Source organism: Pseudomonas sp. Pseusp18, from assembly GCF_059506005.1.
Genome location: NZ_CP169240.1, coordinates 1,815,155 through 1,839,346, shown reverse-complemented (window position 1 = coordinate 1,839,346; position 24,192 = coordinate 1,815,155). Strand labels below are relative to the sequence as shown.

Annotated in this window: 18 protein-coding genes, 2 tRNA genes and 3 rRNA genes; 12 read left to right on the top strand and 11 right to left on the bottom strand. The window is 57.5% G+C overall.

Annotated elements, in window-relative coordinates; genetic code table 11:
* The first annotated feature begins 10 nt into the window (after positions 1 to 10).
* Both ACEN9A_RS08160 and ACEN9A_RS08155 read left to right on the top strand, forming a co-directional pair.
* Positions 11 to 589, top strand: coding sequence for a CsiV family protein (locus ACEN9A_RS08160; RefSeq protein WP_019582841.1), 579 nt, complete (start codon positions 11 to 13; stop codon positions 587 to 589).
* A gap of 3 nt (positions 590 to 592) precedes the next feature.
* Positions 593 to 3,283, top strand: a complete 2,691-nt coding sequence (locus ACEN9A_RS08155; RefSeq protein WP_258672932.1) for a DEAD/DEAH box helicase — start codon at positions 593 to 595, stop codon at positions 3,281 to 3,283.
* Between the two features lie 214 nt (positions 3,284 to 3,497).
* On the opposite strand, the gene ACEN9A_RS08150 is transcribed toward ACEN9A_RS08155, so the two are convergent.
* A complete protein-coding gene (locus ACEN9A_RS08150) occupies positions 3,498 to 4,253 on the bottom strand; it encodes a class II aldolase/adducin family protein (RefSeq protein ID WP_019649616.1) in 756 nt (251 codons plus the stop codon).
* Positions 4,254 to 4,374: 121 nt separating this feature from the next.
* On the opposite strand from ACEN9A_RS08150, the gene ACEN9A_RS08145 reads away from it, so the two are divergent.
* Positions 4,375 to 5,334: a LysR family transcriptional regulator gene (locus ACEN9A_RS08145; protein WP_258672931.1), complete on the top strand. Its 960-nt coding sequence runs from the start codon at positions 4,375 to 4,377 to the stop codon at positions 5,332 to 5,334.
* 11 nt (positions 5,335 to 5,345) lie between these two features.
* Here ACEN9A_RS08145 and mrdA read toward each other — a convergent pair whose 3' ends face one another.
* The 6 genes from mrdA to ACEN9A_RS08115 form a co-directional block, all read right to left on the bottom strand.
* Complete coding sequence (gene mrdA / locus ACEN9A_RS08140) at positions 5,346 to 7,238, bottom strand: penicillin-binding protein 2 (protein WP_258672930.1); 1,893 nt, start codon at positions 7,236 to 7,238, stop codon at positions 5,346 to 5,348.
* A gap of 241 nt (positions 7,239 to 7,479) precedes the next feature.
* A 5S ribosomal RNA gene (rrf, locus tag ACEN9A_RS08135) occupies positions 7,480 to 7,595 on the bottom strand.
* A 154-nt stretch (positions 7,596 to 7,749) separates the two neighbouring features.
* A 23S ribosomal RNA gene (locus ACEN9A_RS08130) occupies positions 7,750 to 10,641 on the bottom strand.
* Between the two features lie 246 nt (positions 10,642 to 10,887).
* A tRNA-Ala gene (locus ACEN9A_RS08125) sits at positions 10,888 to 10,963 on the bottom strand.
* Between the two features lie 29 nt (positions 10,964 to 10,992).
* A tRNA-Ile gene (locus ACEN9A_RS08120) sits at positions 10,993 to 11,069 on the bottom strand.
* Between the two features lie 163 nt (positions 11,070 to 11,232).
* Positions 11,233 to 12,771 (bottom strand): 16S ribosomal RNA (locus ACEN9A_RS08115).
* The 16S, 23S and 5S rRNA genes sit together here with 2 tRNA genes alongside, the layout of an rRNA operon.
* 670 nt (positions 12,772 to 13,441) lie before the next feature.
* Between ACEN9A_RS08115 and rhtA the strand changes: the two genes are divergently transcribed.
* The 4 genes from rhtA (at position 13,442) to ACEN9A_RS08095 (ending at position 16,254) form a co-directional block, all read left to right on the top strand.
* Positions 13,442 to 14,329 carry a threonine/homoserine exporter RhtA gene (rhtA, locus tag ACEN9A_RS08110; RefSeq protein ID WP_019650605.1) on the top strand — a complete coding sequence of 296 codons (888 nt, stop codon included), beginning with the start codon at positions 13,442 to 13,444 and terminating at the stop codon, positions 14,327 to 14,329.
* A 170-nt stretch (positions 14,330 to 14,499) separates the two neighbouring features.
* Complete coding sequence (locus ACEN9A_RS08105; protein WP_018929955.1) at positions 14,500 to 14,781, top strand: hypothetical protein; 282 nt, start codon at positions 14,500 to 14,502, stop codon at positions 14,779 to 14,781.
* A 99-nt stretch (positions 14,782 to 14,880) separates the two neighbouring features.
* A complete protein-coding gene (locus ACEN9A_RS08100; RefSeq protein WP_019582472.1) occupies positions 14,881 to 15,621 on the top strand; it encodes an SDR family oxidoreductase in 741 nt (246 codons plus the stop codon).
* A gap of 36 nt (positions 15,622 to 15,657) precedes the next feature.
* The gene (locus ACEN9A_RS08095; RefSeq protein WP_258672929.1) at positions 15,658 to 16,254 is read left to right on the top strand and encodes a 2-hydroxychromene-2-carboxylate isomerase; all 597 of its coding nucleotides are present in this window, start codon (positions 15,658 to 15,660) and stop codon (positions 16,252 to 16,254) included.
* 46 nt (positions 16,255 to 16,300) lie between these two features.
* On the opposite strand, the gene ACEN9A_RS08090 is transcribed toward ACEN9A_RS08095, so the two are convergent.
* The 4 genes from ACEN9A_RS08090 to ACEN9A_RS08075 all read right to left on the bottom strand — a co-directional run bounded on the left by ACEN9A_RS08090 (position 16,301) and on the right by ACEN9A_RS08075 (position 20,520).
* On the bottom strand, positions 16,301 to 18,109 hold the full coding sequence (locus ACEN9A_RS08090) for an aminopeptidase P family protein (RefSeq protein ID WP_192379613.1): 1,809 nt from the start codon (positions 18,107 to 18,109) through the stop codon (positions 16,301 to 16,303).
* Positions 18,110 to 18,165: 56 nt separating this feature from the next.
* Positions 18,166 to 19,332 carry a cysteine desulfurase family protein gene (locus ACEN9A_RS08085; protein WP_258672928.1) on the bottom strand — a complete coding sequence of 389 codons (1,167 nt, stop codon included), beginning with the start codon at positions 19,330 to 19,332 and terminating at the stop codon, positions 18,166 to 18,168.
* A 205-nt stretch (positions 19,333 to 19,537) separates the two neighbouring features.
* On the bottom strand, positions 19,538 to 20,149 hold the full coding sequence (locus tag ACEN9A_RS08080; protein ID WP_019650600.1) for a LysE family translocator: 612 nt from the start codon (positions 20,147 to 20,149) through the stop codon (positions 19,538 to 19,540).
* Between the two features lie 101 nt (positions 20,150 to 20,250).
* A complete protein-coding gene (locus ACEN9A_RS08075; RefSeq protein WP_028939039.1) occupies positions 20,251 to 20,520 on the bottom strand; it encodes a hypothetical protein in 270 nt (89 codons plus the stop codon).
* A gap of 311 nt (positions 20,521 to 20,831) precedes the next feature.
* On the opposite strand from ACEN9A_RS08075, the gene ACEN9A_RS08070 reads away from it, so the two are divergent.
* From ACEN9A_RS08070 to ACEN9A_RS08050, 5 genes are all read left to right on the top strand, one after another.
* Entirely contained in the window at positions 20,832 to 21,290 is a 459-nt protein-coding gene (locus ACEN9A_RS08070) for a VOC family protein (protein ID WP_019582478.1), read from the top strand.
* 261 nt (positions 21,291 to 21,551) lie between these two features.
* On the top strand, positions 21,552 to 22,757 hold the full coding sequence (locus ACEN9A_RS08065; RefSeq protein WP_258672927.1) for a PepSY-associated TM helix domain-containing protein: 1,206 nt from the start codon (positions 21,552 to 21,554) through the stop codon (positions 22,755 to 22,757).
* Entirely contained in the window at positions 22,754 to 23,296 is a 543-nt protein-coding gene (locus ACEN9A_RS08060; RefSeq protein ID WP_258672926.1) for a PA2404 family protein, read from the top strand. Before ACEN9A_RS08065 ends, ACEN9A_RS08060 begins: the two co-directional genes overlap by 4 nt.
* Positions 23,293 to 23,613, top strand: coding sequence for a hypothetical protein (locus ACEN9A_RS08055; protein ID WP_258672925.1), 321 nt, complete (start codon positions 23,293 to 23,295; stop codon positions 23,611 to 23,613). Before ACEN9A_RS08060 ends, ACEN9A_RS08055 begins: the two co-directional genes overlap by 4 nt.
* Before the next feature lie 2 nt (positions 23,614 to 23,615).
* A complete protein-coding gene (locus ACEN9A_RS08050; protein WP_258672924.1) occupies positions 23,616 to 24,188 on the top strand; it encodes a DUF6162 family protein in 573 nt (190 codons plus the stop codon).
* Positions 24,189 to 24,192 lie beyond the last annotated feature (4 nt).

Genomic DNA, 24,192 nt, shown 5'->3' with positions numbered 1-24,192 from the left:
AGGACGCCGCATGCGCCTGTTTCGCTCACTGACCTTGTTGATGACGTTGTTGATGTCGCTGCTTGCCTCGACCGCGTTTGCCGATGATCTGTATCAGGTTGAAATGATTCTGGTACGGCAAAACGCCGTGCCTGCCATCGTCAGCCGCGCCGCGCCAGAAGACTGGGCTGCCGGTGCCCAACGCATCAGCCCCGACAGCTTTCGTACACCAAGCCTGAATGCCGAAGTGGAAAAGCTCACCGCCAGCAACGAGTACACGGTGTTGCTGCACAAGGCCTGGCAACAGAACCTGGGTGAAGAAGCCAGCAAAATCGCGATCAGCGAAGGCAAGGAACAGTTTGGCCAATTCCCTATCGAGGGCACGTTGAACCTGAAACTGGGGCGTTTCACTGACGTCGACGCCGACTTCTGGGTCAATCAGATTGACGCCAATGGCATGGTCACCGCCAGCGAACGCCTGAAGCAGGAAAGCCACACCAAGAACGGCCTGCTGAACTTCCTCGACAATGGCCACCTGGGCCTGCTGATCAAGATCACCTCGCTGACCGCCCCTGCGCCTCGGCCAGTCCCTGATGAAATTCCGGACTGATTGATGCCCTCGCCCCTGAGCAAACCCCTGGCAACATCCTGGGTCAGCCGATTCAAGGAACAGAGCCTGGAGAGGGGCCGCCGCTACGCACTGGAGAACCGCGTCAGGATCGTCGAAGTCGGCGACGCCACCATCACCGCCAGTTGCGAAGGCTCTGGCGGCAACGTTTACCGTCAGACCATTCGCCTGCGCGAGTCGGCCAAAGGCACCTTGCTGATGATCGACGCCACATGCACCTGCCCGGTTCACAGCAACTGTAAACATTGCGCGGCGGTGCTACTGCAAGTGCAGGAAACCCTCGCGTATCCGGCCGCCGCGAAAGACGCCGAACTGCTGGAAAAACTTCAGGCCGTATTGGAAAACCGTAACCCGAAAGCGCCGCCGCAAGTGCTGGTGGACAACGTGCAACCGGTGCCGCGCCTGTGGCTGGCGAGCATCGAATTCAGTGCCTTCGAACCGCGCAACGGCAAGATGCAGCGCTACATTCAGCATCGCGCGGCGCTGTCCTTCAGCTATCTGGACGAGTACGTCAGCGGACAGAAAAACGCTGACATCCTGATTCGTCAGGAAACACAGACGCTGCGGATAAAACGTCACCCGGAAGTCGAACAGACCTACAGGGAACAGCTGCGGATCCTCGGTTTCAAAGTCGCCACCCGACAAAGTAAAGCCTTGCCGGAAAGTGCCGGCGAACTCTACGAGATGGTCAACGACAGCGCCTGGCTGACCTTCACCCTCAATGAGCTGCCGAAGTTGCGCACCCAGGGTTGGGAGTTGCAGATCGACGAGGATTTCGGCTTCGACCTGACCGCCGTGGACGACTGGTACGCCACCGTCGAACAGACGCCGGAACGCGACTGGTTCGACCTGGAACTGGGGATCATCGTCAACGGCGAACGCCTGAGCCTGCTGCCGATCCTGTTGAACCTGATGCGCTCCCACACCGAAATCCTCAACCCGGAACGGCTCGCCCGACGTCGTGACGACGAACTGATCCTGGTGAACATTCCGCAACGCCGCAGCACCGACCAGGGCCCGCTGCAGGTCGCGCTGCCCTTCGGCCGCCTGAAACCGGTGCTGGCCACCCTCGGCGAGTTTTACCTGCAAGAGCCCGGCGAAACCAAGCTGCGCCTGAGCAAGGCCGACGCCACGCGACTGAACCCGCTGGAAGGCCTGCCACTGCTCTGGGAAGGTGGCGAGCAGATCCGCACCTTTGCCCAGCGCCTGCGCGACATCAAGGACCACACCGCCGCCGCGCCCGAAGGCCTGAATGCCACCTTGCGCCCGTATCAGCTGGAAGGCCTGAGCTGGATGCAGTCGCTGCGACAACTGGAAGTCGGCGGGATTCTCGCGGACGACATGGGCCTGGGCAAAACCCTACAAACCCTGGCGCACATTCTCAGCGAGAAGAATGCCGGGCGCCTCGATCGGCCGTGCATGGTGGTCATGCCCACCAGCCTGATTCCGAACTGGCTCGATGAAGCAGCGCACTTCACGCCACAGCTTAAAGTGCTGGCGTTGTACGGCATCAGCCGCAAAAAGCATTTCGACAATCTGGCTGATTACGACCTGATCCTGACCACTTATGCACTGCTGCCCAAAGACGTCGAACGCCTGGCCGCGCAGCCGTTGCACGTACTGGTGCTGGATGAAGCGCAGTACATCAAGAACCCCAACAGCAAGGCCGCCCATGCGGCCCGTGAGCTGAATGCTCGCCAGCGTTTGTGCCTGAGTGGCACGCCGCTGGAAAATCACTTGGGCGAGCTGTGGTCGCTGTTCCACTTCCTGCTGCCGGGCTGGCTCGGTGACGTGAAAAGCTTCAACCGCGATTACCGCGTGCCGATAGAAAAGCGTGCCAGTGAAGTACGACTTCAACACCTGAACGGTCGGATCAAACCGTTCCTGCTGCGCCGGACCAAGGAACAAGTAGCCACCGAACTGCCGCCGAAAACCGAGATCGTCCATTGGGTCGAACTCAACGAAGCCCAGCGCGACGTGTACGAAACCATGCGCCTGGCGATGGACAAAAAAGTCCGCGACGAGATCACCCGCAAAGGCGTGGCGCGCAGCCAGATCATCATTCTTGAGGCGCTGTTGAAGCTGCGTCAGGTGTGCTGTGATTTGCGCCTGGTCAACGATGCCGCCCTGCCCGCTCGCGGCAGCACCTCCGGCAAACTCGATAGCCTGATGGAAATGCTTGAAGAGCTGTTCGAGGAAGGGCGGCGGATTTTGCTGTTCTCGCAGTTCACTTCAATGCTGTCGCTGATCGAGGACGAACTGAACAAACGCGGCGTGGCGTATGCGATCCTGACCGGCCAGACCCGTGACCGACGCACGCCGGTGAAGGAGTTCCAGAGCGGCAAGCGCCAGATCTTTCTGATCAGTTTGAAGGCTGGCGGTGTGGGCCTGAACCTGACCGAAGCCGATACGGTGATTCACTACGACCCTTGGTGGAACCCTGCGACGGAAAATCAGGCGACGGATCGTGCGTATCGCATTGGTCAGGAGAAGCCGGTGTTCGTCTACAAGATGATTGCCAGGGGCACGGTGGAAGAGAAGATTCAGCATCTGCAGAAGGAAAAATCCGATCTGGCCGCAGGCGTGCTGGATGGACGCAAGACCGGGGACTGGAAGTTGCAGAGCGATGATATCGAGGCGTTGTTTGCGCCGTTGCCGGAAAAAATTGATAAGTAGCAGGGACAGTCAGATCGCCATTGCGAGCAAGCTTGCCCCCACAGGGTGAACATCCATCCTGCGGGAACTTGCTCGCGAAAGCGGCCTTCTGAAATCGGACATGTCCTCCTGCAGGAGCGAGGCTTGCCCGCGAAGGCTGTGTGTCAGTCAACGTCGATATTGAATGTGCTGACGCCTTCGCGGGACAGCAAAACAATGCTGTTGATGACAGAGTTTACGATAAGTAGGACTCGCGCTGGGATTCGATCAGGGTCAGAGCAGCCTCCCAGGCCAGGTCGATGATGTTGTCCTGTTCATCGCGGTCAAACTGTTCGGCGGTGTGCGCACAGACTTCCGGAGACGGGTAATGCAGCGCCGAACCACCGGCCAGCGCTTGAACCTGTGCCTGACAGGCACGCTCCAGGAAGTGAATTTCCTGAAATGCCTGGGCCACGCCGGAGCCACCGACCAGCAGTCCGTGATTACGTAGGATCATCGCCCGATGCGGCCCCAGATCGGCAATCAGACGCTCGCGCTCATCCAGCGAAAGGGCAATGCCTTCATAGGTGTGATACGCCAACTTGCCGTAAAACTTCAACGCATGCTGACTGATCGGCAACAAGCCGTGCTTCTGCGCGGCGACGGCCATGCCGGCGGCGGTGTGGGTATGGATCACACAATTCAGGTCAGGGCGAGCCATGTGGATTGCCGAGTGGATCACAAAGCCTGCTGCATTGACTCGATGACCTTCATAGGCCGGATCGACCACTCGCCCTTCCTGATCGATGCGCACCAGATCCGAGGCGCGCATGCGGTCGAAAATAACCCCGTAGCGGTTGATCAGAAAGTGATGCTCAGGCCCTGGAATCCGCAGGGTAATGTGGGTGTCGATCAGGTCGGTCATGCGAAAGTGCGCGACCAGGCGATACAGCGCGGCCAGTTCGCAACGGGCTTGCCATTCAACCGTGCCGATGTGTTCAGGTTTACTCACGAATACACCTCTTTAGCAGCGCACTCTGTGGCGCTTGTGGGCTTTATCGCTGCCATGACAGGATTAGTCAATTTTCATAATCTTATATTTACTATTAGTACTGCTACTACATGGAATCCTTATGCCCTCCACTTCGAACCCGTGGGTTGGTCGCCGCTTTCTGAATGACCGTCTCGACTGGAACCTGCTGCGCACTTATCTGGTGATCGGTCAGGAAGGCAGCATGAGTCGGGCTGCCGCGCGACTGCACATCACTCAGTCGGCGGTCAGCCAGGCTTTGAAGCGCCTGGAAGAGCAACTGGAATGTGTGTTGATCGCCCGCAGTGGGCGACGGTTCGATCTGACGGAAACCGGGGAAGAAGTCCTGCGCATCGCGACGGACATTTACGGCGATATTTCGCGCCTGGGAACTGTGCTGGAGAGTCGGCACGACGACGTGGTCGGCAAGATTCGCATCCTCACCGTCAGCGGCGTGCAAGCACGACACTACGATGAGTTCCTCGCCGATTTCCATGAAACCCACCCGAAAGTCGAGCTGGAAGTCGAGGTGATGGGCAGTTCGAACATCATCAGTTCGTTGCTGCAAAAGACCGCGACCATTGGCGTCGGATTGTGCCGTTTACCGCAACCGAGACTGGAACAGCGGGTATTGTTTCGCGAGCGCTATGCGTACTTTTGCGGGCAACGTCATCGACTTTTTGGACAAGAGAATCTGACCCTGGAACAGCTCGCTGCAGAGAATTTCGTCAGCTTCACCAGCGATCAGCTCGGCGGCAACCTTTCACCCCTGACCCTGTTTCGCGACCAGCAAGGTTTTACCGGCAAGATCGTTGCTTCATCCACCAGTTTCGAAGAGATTTACCGCTTGATCTGCGCAGGGTTTGGTATCGGGTGTTTGCCGACTCATCTGGTGCGCAGGGATGTCGAGCAAGGTTTGCTGTGGCGTTTGCCGCCGGAAGATGGCGTGGTGGATTTCGATATCCAGCTGTTGTGGAATCGCGAGCAGAAGATGAGTCAGGCCGAAACCGTGTTCCTGGAAAGCTTCCAGCACATGCTCAGCATTCGTGAGCCTGTGCTGTGAAGCCTTGATCCTTAAACGTGAGGGTCGCCCGGGGCTTTGCTCGGCGCGGCGTATTGCGGCTTCAGGTGGCCGCCCTGATCGAGTAGCCAGGCATCCATGATCTGCCGCACCACAGGGCCGGCGACGCGACCACCGGCCTCGCCGTTTTCGATCATCACCGAGATGACAATCTGCGGATGTTCAGCCGGGGCGAAACCGACGAACAAGGCGTTGTCGCGGTTGCGCTCAAGGGTTTTCGCCCGGTTGTAGCGCTCACCCTGCTTGATCGCCACCACTTGCGCGGTGCCACTTTTGCCGGCGATGCGGTACTGCGCGCCCTCCGCCGCCGCCCGGGCAATCCCGCGGGCGTCGTGCATCACCATCTGCATGCCGTGGTTGACCTGCTCCCAGTCACGCGGATCCTTGAGCAGGATGTTTGGCATCGGATGTTCGTCCACCGGCGCGACACCGTCCACGGTCTTGGCCAGGTGCGGCCGGTTCCATACACCTTTGTTGGCGATCAGCGCGGTGGCCTGTGCCAGCTGCAGAGGAGTGACCTGCATGTAGCCCTGGCCAATGCCGAGAATCACTGTCTCGCCGGGGAACCATGCCTGCCGACGCGTGGCGCGCTTCCAGGCCTGAGACGGCATCAGACCGGGAGACTCTTCGAACATGTCCAGCGAGACCTTCTCGCCAAGGCCGAACATCGCCATGTAGTCGTGCAGACGATCGATTCCCAGCTTGTGGGCCAGATCGTAGAAGTAGGTGTCGTTGGAGCGCATGATCGCCGTGTCCATGTTCACCCAGCCATCACCACTGTGATTCCAGTTACGGTATTTATGATCAAAATCCGGTAACTGGTAATAGCCCGGATCGAAGACGCGGGTCTGCGGGGTTACGACTCCGGCGTCAAGGCCGGCGATCGCCACTTCCGGCTTGATGGTCGAGCCAGGTGCGTAGAGCCCGCGCAGCACGCGGTTGAACAGCGGCCGGTCGATGGAGTCGTGCAGTGCCGCGTATTCCTTGTAGCTGATGCCCGTCACAAACAAGTTCGGGTCGAAGCTTGGCTTGCTGACCATGGCCAATACTTCGCCGGTCGACGGATCGAGAGCGACCACCGAGCCACGCCGATCGCCCAATGCCTCCTCGGCGGCTTCCTGAAGTTTGACGTCGAGGCTCAGGACGATGTTTTTGCCGGGGATCGGGTCGGTGTGCTTGAGCACTCGCAGCACGCGGCCCTGGGCATTGGTTTCGACTTCTTCGTAACCCACATGGCCGTGCAATTCTGATTCGTAGAATTTCTCGATACCGGTTTTGCCAATGGATTGGGTGCCACGGTATTCCACCGTGTCCAGGGCTTTGGATTCTTTTTCGTTAATGCGACCGACGTAGCCGATCGAATGCGCAAAGTGCGCGCCCATGGGGTAGTGGCGAACGAACTGCGGCTCTACATCGATTCCGGGCAGACGGAACTCGTTGACCGCGAGTACGGCTATCTGTTCTTCGCTGAGCTCATAGAACAGCGTGACCGGGACGAAGGGGTGCCTGGCCTGCTTCATCGCCTTGTCGAACAGCGTACGGTCCTCGGCCGGCAGGTGCAGGAGGTTGACCACTTCATCCAGCTCGCGTTTGACATCGGAAGCGCGTTCGCGGGTGATGGTCAGGTTGAAGCTGGGCCGGTTGTCTGCCAGGACCACACCATTGCGGTCGTAGATCAGCCCACGAGTTGGAGTGATCGGCAGGACATGGACGCGGTTGTTTTCGGAGATTGTCGAGTGATAGTCGAACTCGACAACCTGCAGGACGTACATGCGCACCACCAGCGCGCAAGTAATGGCGGCGACGAACAAGGCGCAGGCCATCAGTCTTTTGTTGACCAGGAGCGTCTCTTTCTCGTGGTCCTTGATTGGTATCGGTTCGGGCATTTCTGCAGCAACTCTTTGACTATAAACGGGAGTACCGATCCGTAGGCTTGCAGTCAGTCCGTTGAAACGAGCTGCACCATACCAAAAACGGCGTGGTTTTTAGCGCGCTCTGCCGAAGTTTCACGAACGATGCGACCGTTACCAGGGATGGCCATCCGCTAGCCCTCTACTGCCAAAGCACTTTCCTGCGGACAAAACAAAACCCCTACCTGCATACGCAGATAGGGGTTTCGGAATTTAATCTTGACGATGACCTACTCTCACATGGGGAAACCCCACACTACCATCGGCGATGCATCGTTTCACTGCTGAGTTCGGGATGGGATCAGGTGGTTCCAATGCTCTATGGTCGTCAAGAAATTCGGGTACCGAACCGTCTTTCGACGCTTCAGCAAATTGGGTATGCGATAGTTTGTGCGGCTTTTGTGAATGGTTGCGAACTTTCGGTTCATTGCGTCTTCACACACCGCAATCTGGCCTCTTTCGAGTTCACAAATTGCTTGGGTGTTATATGGTCAAGCCTCACGGGCAATTAGTATTGGTTAGCTCAACGCCTCACAGCGCTTACACACCCAACCTATCAACGTCGTAGTCTTCGACGGCCCTTCAGGGGACTCAAGGTCCCAGTGAGATCTCATCTTGAGGCTAGTTTCCCGCTTAGATGCTTTCAGCGGTTATCTATTCCGAACATAGCTACCCGGCAATGCCACTGGCGTGACAACCGGAACACCAGAGGTTCGTCCACTCCGGTCCTCTCGTACTAGGAGCAGCCCCTCTCAAATCTCAAACGTCCACGGCAGATAGGGACCGAACTGTCTCACGACGTTCTAAACCCAGCTCGCGTACCACTTTAAATGGCGAACAGCCATACCCTTGGGACCGGCTTCAGCCCCAGGATGTGATGAGCCGACATCGAGGTGCCAAACACCGCCGTCGATATGAACTCTTGGGCGGTATCAGCCTGTTATCCCCGGAGTACCTTTTATCCGTTGAGCGATGGCCCTTCCATACAGAACCACCGGATCACTAAGACCTACTTTCGTACCTGCTCGACGTGTCTGTCTCGCAGTCAAGCGCGCTTTTGCCTTTATACTCTACGACCGATTTCCGACCGGTCTGAGCGCACCTTCGTACTCCTCCGTTACTCTTTAGGAGGAGACCGCCCCAGTCAAACTACCCACCATACACTGTCCTCGATCCGGATAACGGACCTGAGTTAGAACCTCAAAGTTGCCAGGGTGGTATTTCAAGGATGGCTCCACGCGAACTGGCGTCCACGCTTCAAAGCCTCCCACCTATCCTACACAAGCAAATTCAAAGTCCAGTGCAAAGCTATAGTAAAGGTTCACGGGGTCTTTCCGTCTAGCCGCGGATACACTGCATCTTCACAGCGATTTCAATTTCACTGAGTCTCGGGTGGAGACAGCGCCGCCATCGTTACGCCATTCGTGCAGGTCGGAACTTACCCGACAAGGAATTTCGCTACCTTAGGACCGTTATAGTTACGGCCGCCGTTTACCGGGGCTTCGATCAAGAGCTTCGCGTTAGCTAACCCCATCAATTAACCTTCCGGCACCGGGCAGGCGTCACACCCTATACGTCCACTTTCGTGTTTGCAGAGTGCTGTGTTTTTAATAAACAGTCGCAGCGGCCTGGTATCTTCGACCGGCGTGGGCTTACGCAGCAAGTGCTTCACCCTCACCGGCGCACCTTCTCCCGAAGTTACGGTGCCATTTTGCCTAGTTCCTTCACCCGAGTTCTCTCAAGCGCCTTGGTATTCTCTACCCAACCACCTGTGTCGGTTTGGGGTACGGTTCCTGGTTACCTGAAGCTTAGAAGCTTTTCTTGGAAGCATGGCATCAACCACTTCGTGTTCTAAAAGAACACTCGTCATCAGCTCTCGGCCTTAAGATCCCGGATTTACCTAAGATCTCAGCCTACCACCTTAAACTTGGACAACCAACGCCAAGCTGGCCTAGCCTTCTCCGTCCCTCCATCGCAATAACCAGAAGTACAGGAATATTAACCTGTTTTCCATCGACTACGCTTTTCAGCCTCGCCTTAGGGACCGACTAACCCTGCGTCGATTAACGTTGCGCAGGAAACCTTGGTCTTTCGGCGTGGGTGTTTTTCACACCCATTGTCGTTACTCATGTCAGCATTCGCACTTCTGATACCTCCAGCAAGCTTCTCAACTCACCTTCACAGGCTTACAGAACGCTCCTCTACCGCATCACCTAAGTGATACCCGTAGCTTCGGTGTATGGTTTGAGCCCCGTTACATCTTCCGCGCAGGCCGACTCGACTAGTGAGCTATTACGCTTTCTTTAAAGGGTGGCTGCTTCTAAGCCAACCTCCTAGCTGTCTAAGCCTTCCCACATCGTTTCCCACTTAACCATAACTTTGGGACCTTAGCTGACGGTCTGGGTTGTTTCCCTTTTCACGACGGACGTTAGCACCCGCCGTGTGTCTCCCATGCTCGGCACTTGTAGGTATTCGGAGTTTGCATCGGTTTGGTAAGTCGGGATGACCCCCTAGCCGAAACAGTGCTCTACCCCCTACAGTGATACATGAGGCGCTACCTAAATAGCTTTCGAGGAGAACCAGCTATCTCCGAGCTTGATTAGCCTTTCACTCCGATCCACAGGTCATCCGCTAACTTTTCAACGGTAGTCGGTTCGGTCCTCCAGTCAGTGTTACCTAACCTTCAACCTGCCCATGGATAGATCGCCCGGTTTCGGGTCTATTCCCAGCGACTAGACGCCCTATTAAGACTCGCTTTCGCTACGCCTCCCCTATTCGGTTAAGCTCGCCACTGAAAATAAGTCGCTGACCCATTATACAAAAGGTACGCAGTCACCCAACAAAGTGGGCTCCCACTGCTTGTACGCATACGGTTTCAGGATCTATTTCACTCCCCTCTCCGGGGTTCTTTTCGCCTTTCCCTCACGGTACTAGTTCACTATCGGTCAGTCAGTAGTATTTAGCCTTGGAGGATGGTCCCCCCATATTCAGACAAAGTTTCTCGTGCTCCGTCCTACTCGATTTCATGACTAAGAGATTTTCGCGTACAGGGCTATCACCCACTATGGCCGCACTTTCCAGAGCGTTCCGCTAATCTCAAAGCCACTTAAGGGCTAGTCCCCGTTCGCTCGCCACTACTAAGGGAATCTCGGTTGATTTCTTTTCCTCAGGGTACTTAGATGTTTCAGTTCCCCTGGTTCGCCTCTTGCACCTATGTATTCAGTACAAGATAACCATCTTATGATGGCTGGGTTCCCCCATTCAGACATCTCCGGATCAAAGTCTGTTTGCCGACTCCCCGAAGCTTTTCGCAGGCTACCACGTCTTTCATCGCCTCTGACTGCCAAGGCATCCACCGTATGCGCTTCTTCACTTGACCATATAACCCCAAGCAATCTGGTTATACTGTGAAGACGACATTCGCCGAAAATTCGCATGCTCAATTAAGAGCAACTCACAAATTTTACCTTAGCCTGATCCGTTACCAGTGAAAGTAACGTTCAGTCTATCTTTCTATCACATACCCAAATTTTTAAAGAACGATCTAGCCAAAGACTAGAAATCAACATTCACCATCATCACGATGGAATGCTCATTTCTAAGCTTTCAACAACAGAAGCAGTAGTGGTGGAGCCAAACGGGATCGAACCGTTGACCTCCTGCGTGCAAGGCAGGCGCTCTCCCAGCTGAGCTATGGCCCCGTATTTCTACAGGTATTCCCACACAAAATTGGTGGGTCTGGGCAGATTCGAACTGCCGACCTCACCCTTATCAGGGGTGCGCTCTAACCAACTGAGCTACAGACCCAATTTCGAGCTACTAAGGCCGACCTCACCCTGCTCTTTACCACACAGCATGGGGTGCGCTCTAACCAACACAGCTACAACCTGATACAGGCTGCTTCATATCGTCTTCTTCAATGAATCAAGCAATTCGTGTGGGAACTTATGGAGCAGCTGATGTCGTCGATTAAGGAGGTGATCCAGCCGCAGGTTCCCCTACGGCTACCTTGTTACGACTTCACCCCAGTCATGAATCACACCGTGGTAACCGTCCCCCCGAAGGTTAGACTAGCTACTTCTGGTGCAACCCACTCCCATGGTGTGACGGGCGGTGTGTACAAGGCCCGGGAACGTATTCACCGCGACATTCTGATTCGCGATTACTAGCGATTCCGACTTCACGCAGTCGAGTTGCAGACTGCGATCCGGACTACGATCGGTTTTGTGGGATTAGCTCCACCTCGCGGCTTGGCAACCCTCTGTACCGACCATTGTAGCACGTGTGTAGCCCAGGCCGTAAGGGCCATGATGACTTGACGTCATCCCCACCTTCCTCCGGTTTGTCACCGGCAGTCTCCTTAGAGTGCCCACCATTACGTGCTGGTAACTAAGGACAAGGGTTGCGCTCGTTACGGGACTTAACCCAACATCTCACGACACGAGCTGACGACAGCCATGCAGCACCTGTCTCAATGTTCCCGAAGGCACCAATCCATCTCTGGAAAGTTCATTGGATGTCAAGGCCTGGTAAGGTTCTTCGCGTTGCTTCGAATTAAACCACATGCTCCACCGCTTGTGCGGGCCCCCGTCAATTCATTTGAGTTTTAACCTTGCGGCCGTACTCCCCAGGCGGTCAACTTAATGCGTTAGCTGCGCCACTAAGAGCTCAAGGCTCCCAACGGCTAGTTGACATCGTTTACGGCGTGGACTACCAGGGTATCTAATCCTGTTTGCTCCCCACGCTTTCGCACCTCAGTGTCAGTATCAGTCCAGGTGGTCGCCTTCGCCACTGGTGTTCCTTCCTATATCTACGCATTTCACCGCTACACAGGAAATTCCACCACCCTCTACCATACTCTAGCTCGACAGTTTTGAATGCAGTTCCCAGGTTGAGCCCGGGGATTTCACATCCAACTTAACGAACCACCTACGCGCGCTTTACGCCCAGTAATTCCGATTAACGCTTGCACCCTCTGTATTACCGCGGCTGCTGGCACAGAGTTAGCCGGTGCTTATTCTGTCGGTAACGTCAAAACAATTACGTATTAGGTAACTGCCCTTCCTCCCAACTTAAAGTGCTTTACAATCCGAAGACCTTCTTCACACACGCGGCATGGCTGGATCAGGCTTTCGCCCATTGTCCAATATTCCCCACTGCTGCCTCCCGTAGGAGTCTGGACCGTGTCTCAGTTCCAGTGTGACTGATCATCCTCTCAGACCAGTTACGGATCGTCGCCTTGGTGAGCCATTACCTCACCAACTAGCTAATCCGACCTAGGCTCATCTGATAGCGCAAGGCCCGAAGGTCCCCTGCTTTCTCCCGTAGGACGTATGCGGTATTAGCGTTCGTTTCCGAACGTTATCCCCCACTACCAGGCAGATTCCTAGGCATTACTCACCCGTCCGCCGCTCGCCACCAGGTACAAGTACCCGTGCTGCCGCTCGACTTGCATGTGTTAGGCCTGCCGCCAGCGTTCAATCTGAGCCATGATCAAACTCTTCAGTTCAAACATCTTTGGGTTTTTAAGAAACCCTAAACTTGGCTCAGCAATCGTTGGTTACATCTTTGATTTCTCGCGGAGTAACTTGTGATGCTGATAATCTTGTTGACTATCAGTCTGACTCCACAAGCACCCACACGAATTGCTTGATTCAGTTGTTAAAGAGCGGTTGGTTAAGATCTTTCGTCTCAACCGAGGCGCGCATTCTACAGCAGCCTCTGTTGCTGTCAAGCGGTTATTTTCAGAAGTTTTCAAAGTTTCCTTTGCAACTTCAACCACTTGCGCTTCCGATCTCTCGTTAGCGGGAGGCGAATTCTACAGCGTTAGTCGCTGCTGTCAACACCTCTTTTTCTCCGCTTTCGACCGAGAAGATCGAATCGCTAATAAGGCGACAACACCCTGCCTTATCAACTCCTTCTGGCTTCGATGAACTGAAGCGTAACCGCTGTCGAAAACTGCATAACTCGTTGTTTACCAAGGAGTTTTCCGTTTCGACTGCGCCGGAAGTGGGGCGAATTATAGACGTCCAGAATCTGCCGTCAACCCCTGATTACGCTTTTCTATCAGGATGTTCAAAATCCCTGCTTATATATAGACGCAACCGTAACGAATGCGCAGTATATTGCCCAACACATAACACACTACTCTCGTTTCTCACCTCGGACGATGCCACGCAATGAATGACCACCCCCGCAGCCTTGCCTCGACCCTGTTCTCGGTAGGCCTGCTCTTGATAGCCATGGCATCGATCCAGTCCGGAGCCTCCCTGGCCAAAAGCATGTTCCCGGTCATCGGCGCTCAAGGGACCACCACCCTGCGGCTGATCTTCGCCAGCGTGATCATGCTGCTGCTATTACGCCCATGGCGCGCGAAGCTCACCGCAAAGTCCCTGCGCACGGTAATTGTCTATGGGATGGCGCTGGGCGGCATGAACTTCCTCTTCTATATGTCCTTGAACACTGTCCCTCTGGGTATCGCGGTAGCCCTGGAGTTCACTGGCCCATTAGCGGTCGCTATTTATGCCTCACGTCGGGCGATCGACTTTCTCTGGATCGCTCTGGCAGCCGTGGGTTTACTGCTGTTGATTCCGACTGGCGCCACGAGTGCAGGTATTGATCTGGTTGGCGCAGGTTATGCCCTTGGCGCCGGTGTCTGCTGGGCGTTGTACATTCTGTTCGGCCAGAAGGCCGGTGCCGACAATGGCGTGCAGACCGCCGCATTGGGCGTGATGATTGCTGCACTGTTCGTAGCCCCCATCGGTATCGTCCATGCTGGTGCTGCACTGCTGACCCCCTCGCTGATTCCCGTGGCCATCGGGGTCGCGATTCTGTCCACTGCCCTGCCCTACACCCTGGAGATGGTCGCCCTCACACGGATGCCGGCCCGGACCTTCGGCACATTGATGAGCATCGAACCCGCGTTCGGTGCGCTGTCCGGCCTGTTGTTCCTCCATGAATACCTTTCCCTGTCACAGTGGATGGCAATCCTGTGCATCATTCTGGCGTCCATCGGCGCAACCATGACCATGGGGAGCACCGCCAAGCCCGCAGTTGCGGCGGATTGATACGAGATTTGACGAAGGTCTGGTATTTACCGCTCAATTAGGCCATGTTTAGGTCACGTAACTCAGTGTCAGACATGGACTTTTTCAGATAGGGATATCAGAACGCTTCAAGCAAAAGCGAATGCAGGCAGACCCGGGCACAAAGATTCGGAGCCTCAATAAGGACAGCAATGAAACGAATTTTGATACTGATCGCCGTGCTTGCAGTTGCGGGCTGCGCGGCGACCTCGAAAACCCAGATCAAACACGGCAAGAAAGGGCTGCATATCAACTGTTCCGGGCTGTCGTCCTCCTGGGACCAGTGCTACACCAGCGCTGCCAACTCGTGCGCACCCAAGGGTTACAAGGTGATTGCCAAGTCAGGGGATGCGGTCGAAGAACCCGGGGATTATCCGTTTGGCCTTAACCCGGCCGGCTATACCAGCCGCAGTATGATCGTCATCTGCAAGTAATCCTCCAACCCTGTTGGGCTTGCATAGCCCGATAGGCGCCTCGCCCGGGATGCTGCTAACGTTCGTCAGTCACTGACCGTTCAGCAAAGGGCGACATCCATGACCACCGCTATCAATAACAAGAAAATCGTATTGGTCGTCGGCGCAGGCGATGCCACCGGCGGCGCCATCGCCAAGCGTTTTGCCCGGGAAGGCTACGTCGCCTGCGTCACACGTCGCAGCGCAGACAAACTTCAGCCACTGGTAGATGCCATCACGATCAGCGGCGGCGAGGCTCATGGCTTTGCCTGCGATGCGCGCAAAGAAGAGGACGTGATTGCGCTCATCGAGCAGATCGAAACCGAGATCGGCCCCATCGAAGCGTTCGTCTTCAATATCGGCGCCAATGTGCCGTGCAGTATTCTCGAAGAAACCGCTCGCAAGTATTTCAAGATCTGGGAAATGGCCTGTTTCTCAGGGTTTCTCAATGCTCGCGAAGTGGCCAAGCGCATGGTCACCCGCCAACGGGGCACGATCCTGTTCACCGGGGCCACCGCCGGCTTGCGCGGTGCCGCAGGGTTTGCAGCCTTCGCTGGCGCCAAGCACGGGATTCGCGCCCTGGCCCAAAGCATGGCCCGCGAACTGGGGCCGATGAACATCCACGTCGCCCATGTGGTGGTCGATGGTGCCATCGACACCGACTTTATCCGCGACAGATTTCCGGAAAAATACGCGACCAAGGATCAGGACGGCATCCTCAATCCCGAGCACATCGCCGAAAACTATTGGTACTTACACAGCCAGCCACGGGACGCCTGGACGTTCGAGCTGGATCTGCGCCCCTGGAACGAACGCTGGTAAGCCTTCCCCTACGACAAAAAGAAGAGCACATCGACCATGAGCAAAACCGTGGAGTTCTTTTTCGACCTCGGCAGCCCCGCCACCTACCTGGCCTACACCCAACTGCCGAAAATCTGCGCGCAGACCGATAGTCAGCTGATCTACAAACCGATGCTACTGGGCGGCGTCTTCAAAGCCACCGGCAACGCCTCCCCGGTGACCATTCCGGCCAAGGGTCGCTACATGTTTCAGGATCTGGACCGCTATGCCAAGCGTTACGGTGTGCCGCTGAAGTTCAACCCGCACTTCCCCATCAATACCCTGATGTTGATGCGCGCGGTCACGGGTATGCAATTACGTCATCCCGAACGCTTTCAGGCGTTTATCGATTGCCTGTTTCACGCCCTGTGGGTGGAAGGGTGCAGCCTCGATGATCCCGCGACCGTTGCCGCCGTGCTGACGCAAAACGGTTTCGACCCGAACGAGGTGCTGTCGCTAGCAGCAGATGAGAACGTCAAAGCCGCCCTCAAGAAAAACACCGAGGAAGCGGTACAACGCGGTGTATTCGGCGCACCGAGCATGTTTGTCGGGGATCAGCTGTTCTTTGGCCAGGATCGGCTGGACTTCGTCCTTGAAGCCCTGCGTGCGCAATAGCCGGACATAACTCAGGCGCTGGAAACAGCGCCTGAATTCAAGCCGATCAAATAGCCGCGGTCCGGGTGTTCAACCACTCAAGGGCCGCGCCATCGAGCAACGGGCTCAGGCGCTCGCGCACTTCGGCATGGTAGCCGTTGAACCACTGCTTTTCGTCTTCGGTCAGCAACGACGGTTCCAGGCAGCGGGTGTCGATCGGGCACAGGGTCAGGGTTTCGAACTTCAGGAATTCACCGAACTCGCTCTTGCCCGCCTCGCGGTTCAACACCAGGTTCTCGATCCGCACGCCCCAGCGGCCCGGACGGTAGGTGCCCGGTTCTATGGAAGTGATCATCCCTGGCTGCATTGCAGTTTGCGGCGCGGCTGCCGCCTGATAGGCGATCACTTGCGGGCCTTCGTGAACGTTGAGGAAGTAGCCGACGCCGTGACCGGTGCCATGACCGTAGTCGACACTTTCGGCCCAGATCGGTGCGCGGGCAATGGCGTCCAGCAACGGCGACAGAATTCCCCGCGGGAACTGCGCGCGGGAGAGCGCAATCACGCCTTTGAGTACGCGAGTGCAATCGCGCTTCTGCTCGTCAGTCGGCGTCCCCACCGGCACCATCCGCGTAATGTCGGTAGTGCCGCCCAGGTATTGGCCGCCGGAGTCGATCAGCAACAGGCCGTCACCCTCGATGACCGCATGCTCTTCTTCGGTGGCGTGGTAATGCGGCATCGCACCGTTGGCGTTAAACGCAGCAATGGTGTTGAAGCTCAGCGACACATAATCCGGGCGCCGGGTGCGGGCCGCGGTCAGGTGTTCGTCGATGGTCAGTTCGGTGATGCGCTCACGCCCCCATGCTGCCTCCAGCCAGGCGAAGAATTCGCACAGCGCCGCGCCATCCTGCTCCATGGCCCGACGGATGTGCTCGGCATCGGCCAGGCTTTTTTGTGACTTGGCCAGAGTGGTCGGGTTCAGGCCTTCGACCAGTTTCACATCACTGTTCAAGTTATCCAGCAGACCCGCCGTGACCCGCGCCGGATCGACTTGCAGGCTCGCGCCGCTTGGTATGGCGCGCAAGGCGGCGGCCACTTCGCTGTAATCGCGCAGGGTCACGCCGTCCTGTTCAAGGATGGCACGCAGCTCGGCGCTGACTTTACTCAGGGCGACGAACAAGGTGGCCTGTTGCTGGCTAATGAGCGCAAAGGACACAAACACCGGGTTGAACGAAACATCGCCGCCGCGCAAGTTGAACAGCCAGGCGATGTCATCGAGGGTGGCAATGAAATGCCAGTCGGCACCGCGCTCTTTCAACACGTCACGCAGCTGGGCGAGTTTTTCGCCACGGCTGACGGTCGCCTGAGGCGGTAAGTGTTGATAAATCGGCTCGTTCGGCAAGCTTGGGCGATCACTCCAGACTTCGCTCAGCAAATCGATGTCCGTGCGCAGACGTGCGCCGCGTTCTTGGAGTTTGCTGCTCAGGGTACGCGCCGACGCCACGGCCATCACCGCGCCATCGACTGCAACGACACCGCCTTCAGGCGTTTGCTCGGCCAGCCAATCAAGGGGGCCGGGTTGACCCGGTTGCAGCTTGACCAGCTCGATACCGCTGCCCTTGAGTTCCTTGCTCGCTTGTTCCCAATAGCGGCTGTCGGCCCAGACGCCGGCGAAATCCGGCGTGACGATCAGCGTGCCGACCGAGCCATGGAAACCCGACAGCCACTGCCGCCCCTGCCAATAGCCCGGCAGGTATTCCGACAGGTGCGGGTCGGCCGACGGCACCAGCAGAGCATGAATGCCCTCCCGGCTCATCAGCTCGCGGGTTTGCGCCAGGCGCCGGGGTACCAATCCATTGATCGAAGGCTGCGTACTCATCGTGTCTCCTGCTAACCACTTCATCATTATTGTTGGGTGCCGATCAGAGTCGGCGCTTAAGGACCTGTCGCCCAGAATGCCGGAGCACTGGCGGTGGCCGTTTTGATCAGGTGCGCAGCCTGGTCGATATCTTGCTCGGTGGTGAAACGCCCCAGGCTCAGGCGAATGGTGCGACTGGCCGAGCGCGCGTCATGCCCCAGCGCCAGCAGCACATGAGATGGCGCATTACTGGCGGAGTTGCAGGCCGACGTCGCGGAAAACGCGATCGAGGTGCTCAACGCCGCGGAATTGAACTCGCCTTCGTTGAAGGTCAGGCTCAGGGTATGGGGAATGCGTTGGGTCGGACTGCCATTGACGCGAATACCGGAAATGCTCAGCAGCTGATCGAGCAAGCGTTCACGCAGGCGCACGATGGTGGCTTTTTCTTCATCGAACAAAGCGGCCGCCAAGGCGAAAGCGGCGCCCATGGCTGCGATCTGGTGCGTCGCCAGAGTACCGGAACGCAACCCGCCCTCATGGCCGCCACCGTGGATCTGCGCCTGCAGGCGCTGTTGCGCACGAGGCCCGACGTACAGCGCGCCGATGCCTTTGGGGCCATAGACCTTGTGCGCCGAGAATGACATCAAATCCACCGGCCATTGGGCCAGGTCGATCGCCACTTTGCCCACGCCCTGAGCCGCATCGACGTGAAACAACGCATCGCGATCACGCACCACCTGGCCGATGGCAGGGATATCGTTGACGGTGCCCAGTTCGTTGTTGACCAGCATCAGCGACACCAGAAAGGTGTCTTCGCGCATCGCCTCGCTGACTGCTTGCGGGGTAATCAGGCCTTCGGCATCGGGCACCAGATACGTCACGGCAATGCCGGCATCCTGCAATTGTTTGGCGGTGTCGAGAATTGCCTTGTGTTCAATCTGGCTGGTGATTATATGGCCGCCGGACACACCGCGGGCCTGGGTAACGCCCTTGAGTGCCAGGTTGTTGGATTCGGTGGCGCCGGAGGTCCAGACGATCTGCTCGGCCTGGGCGCCCACCAGTTCGGCGACCTGGCGCCGTGCGTGCTCGACCGATTGCCGGGCCTGTTGACCGAAGGCATGGGAGCTGGACGCTGGATTGCCGAAGTTACCCGTGAAGCCCAGACACTCAACCATCACCTTGATGACCCGCTCATCCACCGGCGTGGTGGCGGCGTAGTCGAAATACAACGGACGTTTATTCATAGAAGACTCGCAGAGCGTGTTCCGGGATCAGGAAGCTCGTCACTGGAAATATCAAAGCGCCGCCTTATGAGCGGTGCCGAATTTGCAGAACGATAGCAATACCTGATCGGAGGCCGTTAAAGAAGAACAACTTCATTTAAAAGTGCGTAGGAACGCTCCTGAAGTCGAGCTTAACAGGCATCGGGTAACCGGTTGAAGCAATGCGTCAGCTAAAACTTTCAAGCAACAACGGATACATGGAAGCCACCAGCAACAAGGCCATGCCCCAGTTGAACAGGCGTAGCCAGCGGCGATCGCGCAGCACATTGCGCAACAGCGTGCCACAACCAGCCCACACACCGACGCTCGGCAGGTTGATCAGAGCGAAGACCGCGGCAATCACAATCACATTGGTGAAATAGCCCTGCATTGGCGTGTAGGTGCTGATGGCACCGATGGCCATGATCCAGGCCTTGGGGTTGACCCATTGAAACGCCGCCGCGCCCAAATAGCTGATCGGCTTGCCCTCGCCCTGCTCACCCTCGACGACCGGCCCGGAATGCGCAATCTTCCAGGCCAGGTACAGCAAATACGCCGCGCCGAGATAACGCAACACGGTGTAAAGCAATGGATAGGTTTGAAACACAGTGCCCAGGCCGAAACCGACGGCCACCACCAACACGAAGAAGCCGCAGGTAATGCCCAGCATGTGAGGGATGGTGCGGCTAAAGCCGAAATTCACGCCCGAGGCCAGCAACATGGTGTTGTTCGGGCCGGGGGTGATCGAGGTGACAAGGGCGAACAGGGCAAAGCCCAGCAGCAGGTCGAGCGAGAGCATGGGGGGCAGTCCATCAGAGTCAGTCAGGTGTTGACCCTATCGCACGCCTTGAGGGAAACCCATGGACAGTTGCGTGAAAGTTCGAGCAGTACAGTTGTCGCTCAACTTTGGCGACCGTGCAGCTGTACTGTGCGCTCGGCGTTCATCTCGCCCTGCTTGTCAAAACTGATCGATTTGGTCGGCTGGCCGAGCAATTCGGCTTTCTTCGCGTGGTACTCCTCGAAGGACAAGCCCCGACGATTCAAGGCTTCCAGCGCCAGTTCCCGGGTTTCTTCAGCGGTGTAGGGGCGTAGTTCCGGTGAAACATGACTGGCGCATCCGGCGAGGACGGAAACGGCGAGCAACAGGAAAGTGGCGAGTAGAGTTTTCATTTCGAGCGTCCGGATAGCTGGGTTCGGGGCAATGAACACAGGCTACCGACGCGCCCCAACGGGCAGAAATCAATGCTCTCGATAGTGGGTATCGGGAATTGGTGAACTGGCAGTGAACAAGCGTCGCGCCACAGAGAACCTGTCGATCCAGGTTCTTACCGCTGATGCACCAAAATTACAGTGCAGCGTGTTGTCGTGACTGCGGCTACTCGTCGGGCACTCGGTTGTAGCGAAGGGGCTGACCTATAGTTATCCGACCGGAAAACGGCGAAGGAACACCTTAACTCCACAACAATAAAGGGAGAACCGTCATGAGCGTCAAACCTATTCCAGAGGGTTATCACAGCATCACCCCTTATCTGGGCATTCAGAAAGCTGCCGAAGCCATCGACTTCTACAAGAAAGCCTTTGGCGCCACCGAAGTCATGCGCCTGGCCATGCCCGACGGCGGCATCGGGCACGCCGAACTGCGTATCGGCGATAGCCCGATCATGCTGGGCACACCCTGTGACCAGGGGCCCTTGAGCAACCCGGACAAATCGCCGTCCGTGGGCCTGCATTTGTATGTGAACGATGTGGACAAGTCCTATAAACAGGCCATCGATGCCGGTGCCACGGTGGTGTCCGAGGTCAAGGATCAGTTTTATGGCGACCGCACGGGGACCTTGAAGGATCCCTATGGGCATGTGTGGTTTCTGGCCACGCGCAAGGAGGATCTGACGCAGGAACAGATCGAACAGCGGGCGAAGGAGATGTTCAAGCAGGGTTGATAGCTTCGGTATGTGATCAGCCCCCATCGCGAGCAGGCTCGCGATGGGGGCATCACATTCAACATCAATATTGGCCGTTCCCACACAGCGCAGAAACACGAAACATTTACTTTCATATCCTCTTTCGGGATTTCCGATGCTCATACGTCTTATTTAGATGCAGCCGGTCGCGTAGGCAAAAGCCACGACCGGGCCTTTCATGGACCTCAACGCTGGGAAGCCCGCAGCAGAGGTCCTCTCATCGAAACAAGACCTTTAATCATGTCGAAGAAATCCCGCTCAAAACTCTGGTTTCTGGTCCATAGCTGGCTGGCCCTGCCCATCTGGTTCTTTGTATTGATCGTCTGTGTGACCGGCACATTGGCGGTGGTCAGTCAGGAAATCGTCTGGCTGGCCAACCCGCAAATGCGCGCCAGCCCGCCTTCGGACGACGCGCCGCTGCTCAGCTATGACCAGATCATCGCCGCCATCAAAAAGGCCGAGCCGCAAACGCTGGTCGAAAGTATCAACCGTCCCGACGAGTCGCATTTCGCCCTGGACGTGAAGGTCAGCTACCCGGATGGACGCTCGGTGACGGTCTATGTGAACCCCTACAGCGGGGCGATTCAGGGCACCGCTCCACCCTTCAACTTCCAGGCCTTCACTCGCGCGCTGCATGGCTGGTGGCTGGTGCCATTCACCAACGGCTACAGCTGGGGCTGGTATCTGGTGTCGTTCCTCGGCTTGCCGATGCTGGCGTCGTTGGTGACGGGGCTTGTGGTCTACAAACGGTTCTGGAAAGGCTTCTTGCGACCGACCCTGCGCATTCGTCATGGCGCGCGGATTTTCTGGGGCGACTTTCACCGGCTCAGCGGCATCTGGTCGATCTGGTTCATTGCGGTGATTTCCGTCACCAGTACCTGGTTCATGATTGAAGCGATCCTGTCCGATAACCATATTTCGATTTCCACCGCGCCGGTCGCCCCCGTCGTCCCGCGTGAGAGCGTGCCGCTCACCGCCGATGGCGCACCAGCGCCGATGATCAGCCTGGAAAGCGCGATCCACGAGGCCAAGGAGCGCATTCCCGGCCTGGAAGACAGCTCAGTCAGCCTGCCCGCCAATGCCTATAGCCACCTTTCGGTGAGCGGACGCAGCTGGTACCCGTTGATCTACCAGAGCGCCGAGGTCAACCCTTACACCGGTGACATTTCCACCACGCGCCTGCTGTCGGATCGTTCGGGTCTGGAGCTGGTGACCGAATCCATGCGTCCGCTGCACACCGGCGATTTCGGCGGTATCTGGATCAAGCTGATCTGGTTCTTCTTCGGCCTGATCCTGAGCATGATGGTCCTCAGCGGCCTGTTGATCTGGACCAAACGCACCGCCCTGGCCACGGCCAATGCGCTCAAGCGCAGCAACAAGCGTCCACGGGCTGCGCTGACCGGTCAGCCGGCCATGAGCCGCGAAGCCACGGAGGGCAGCCGATGAGCCAGGTCGCAGCAGAAAAACCGCGCTCGCCGCTAAGCCGCTTCTGGCACACATGGCGTTTCCACATCAATGTGCTGCTGTTGCTGGTGCCGCTGGGGTTCATGCCCAAATACTTCGCCGACGCCGCGCTGTTTCGCGGTGACACCGGCCTGGGTGAGCGTGAGGTCGGTGAAGTTCAGGTCGGCCCCTGGAGCCTGCGCCTGGCCGAATTGCGCGACGCAGCCCCGGTATCCGATGGGCCGGCCGGCTACTTGAAGCTCTTCAATGCTGCGCTCTGCGACAGCTGTCGCGATCAGGTCAAGGCGACTTACCTGCGCATTGGCAAACCACGCAGCCTGCGCGCGGCCGGGGTGATTTTCTTCGGCACGCCCTACCACATGGGCACCGCGCTGCCGGTACCTGAAAAGACCAAAAACGACGCCGAGCTGTGGATCACCATGGAAGGCTGGGACGGTGCCATGCATCAAGCCTCCATTCCCCTGAGCCAGGCATCCCCGGCCACCGTCGCATGGCTGAACAGACAAGGAGGCAAACCATGATCAGCGCTTTTCGCCCCGTTTTACTGGTGCTCTGCGCCGCCTTCAGCGCCAGCGCCCTGGCCCACAACCCGATGTGCGAATGCAAGGCCATCGACGCCGAACAGATCCGTTGCACTGGCGGTTTTTCCGACGGCAGCGGCGCACCGGGCGTGACCCTGGATGTGATCGGCTACGACGAAACCATTCTGGTGCCAGGCAAGCTCGGCGCCGATTCGACCCTGACGTTCAAGAAGCCCGGCGCCGAATTCTACGTGCTGTTCGACGCCGGTCCCGGCCACGTGGTCGAGATCGACCAAGCCGACATCGAGGCGCCCTGAGCATGACCACGCCAACCACCCAAGTGGTGCGCCCGGCCGGAGCCGGCCATGAAACCCTCTATGTGTTGCTGTTGTGCCTGATGATCCTGGCGGTGGCCGGCTCGGTAGTCGCCTGGCGCGGCGAGTCCCGGGAAGTGAGCAGCGTCGGCAGCCATCAACTGGATGCCCGCCGCGACCTGAGCGCATCCGAGCAAGGTATTTACGCAGACCTACGGGTCACGCTGGATGAAATCCATCTGTTGCGCGAGGAACAACAAGCACTGCCCACCCCCACTACCCTCGCCGATGAAGGTTTCGCGCCGTTTGCCCAGGACGCCAGCTCCGTCAGCCGCGGCGGTCATGCCTGGCAGTTGCTGGACGCCAAGGCGTACTTCGGCCAGAGCCAGACACCCACCGTGGCCGGCTCGTTCCTGATGCGTTTGACTGCTGACGACGATGCGCCAGACGTCTGGCTCAACCGCTCCAAAGCCCTCGCGCCCCCAGCTGATCTGACTGACGCCGCACTCGAAAGCGCCGGCTGGCAGCAGATCGTCGCGCAATTCGATGCCGGGGTCACCCGCCAGCATCGGCACTGAACCC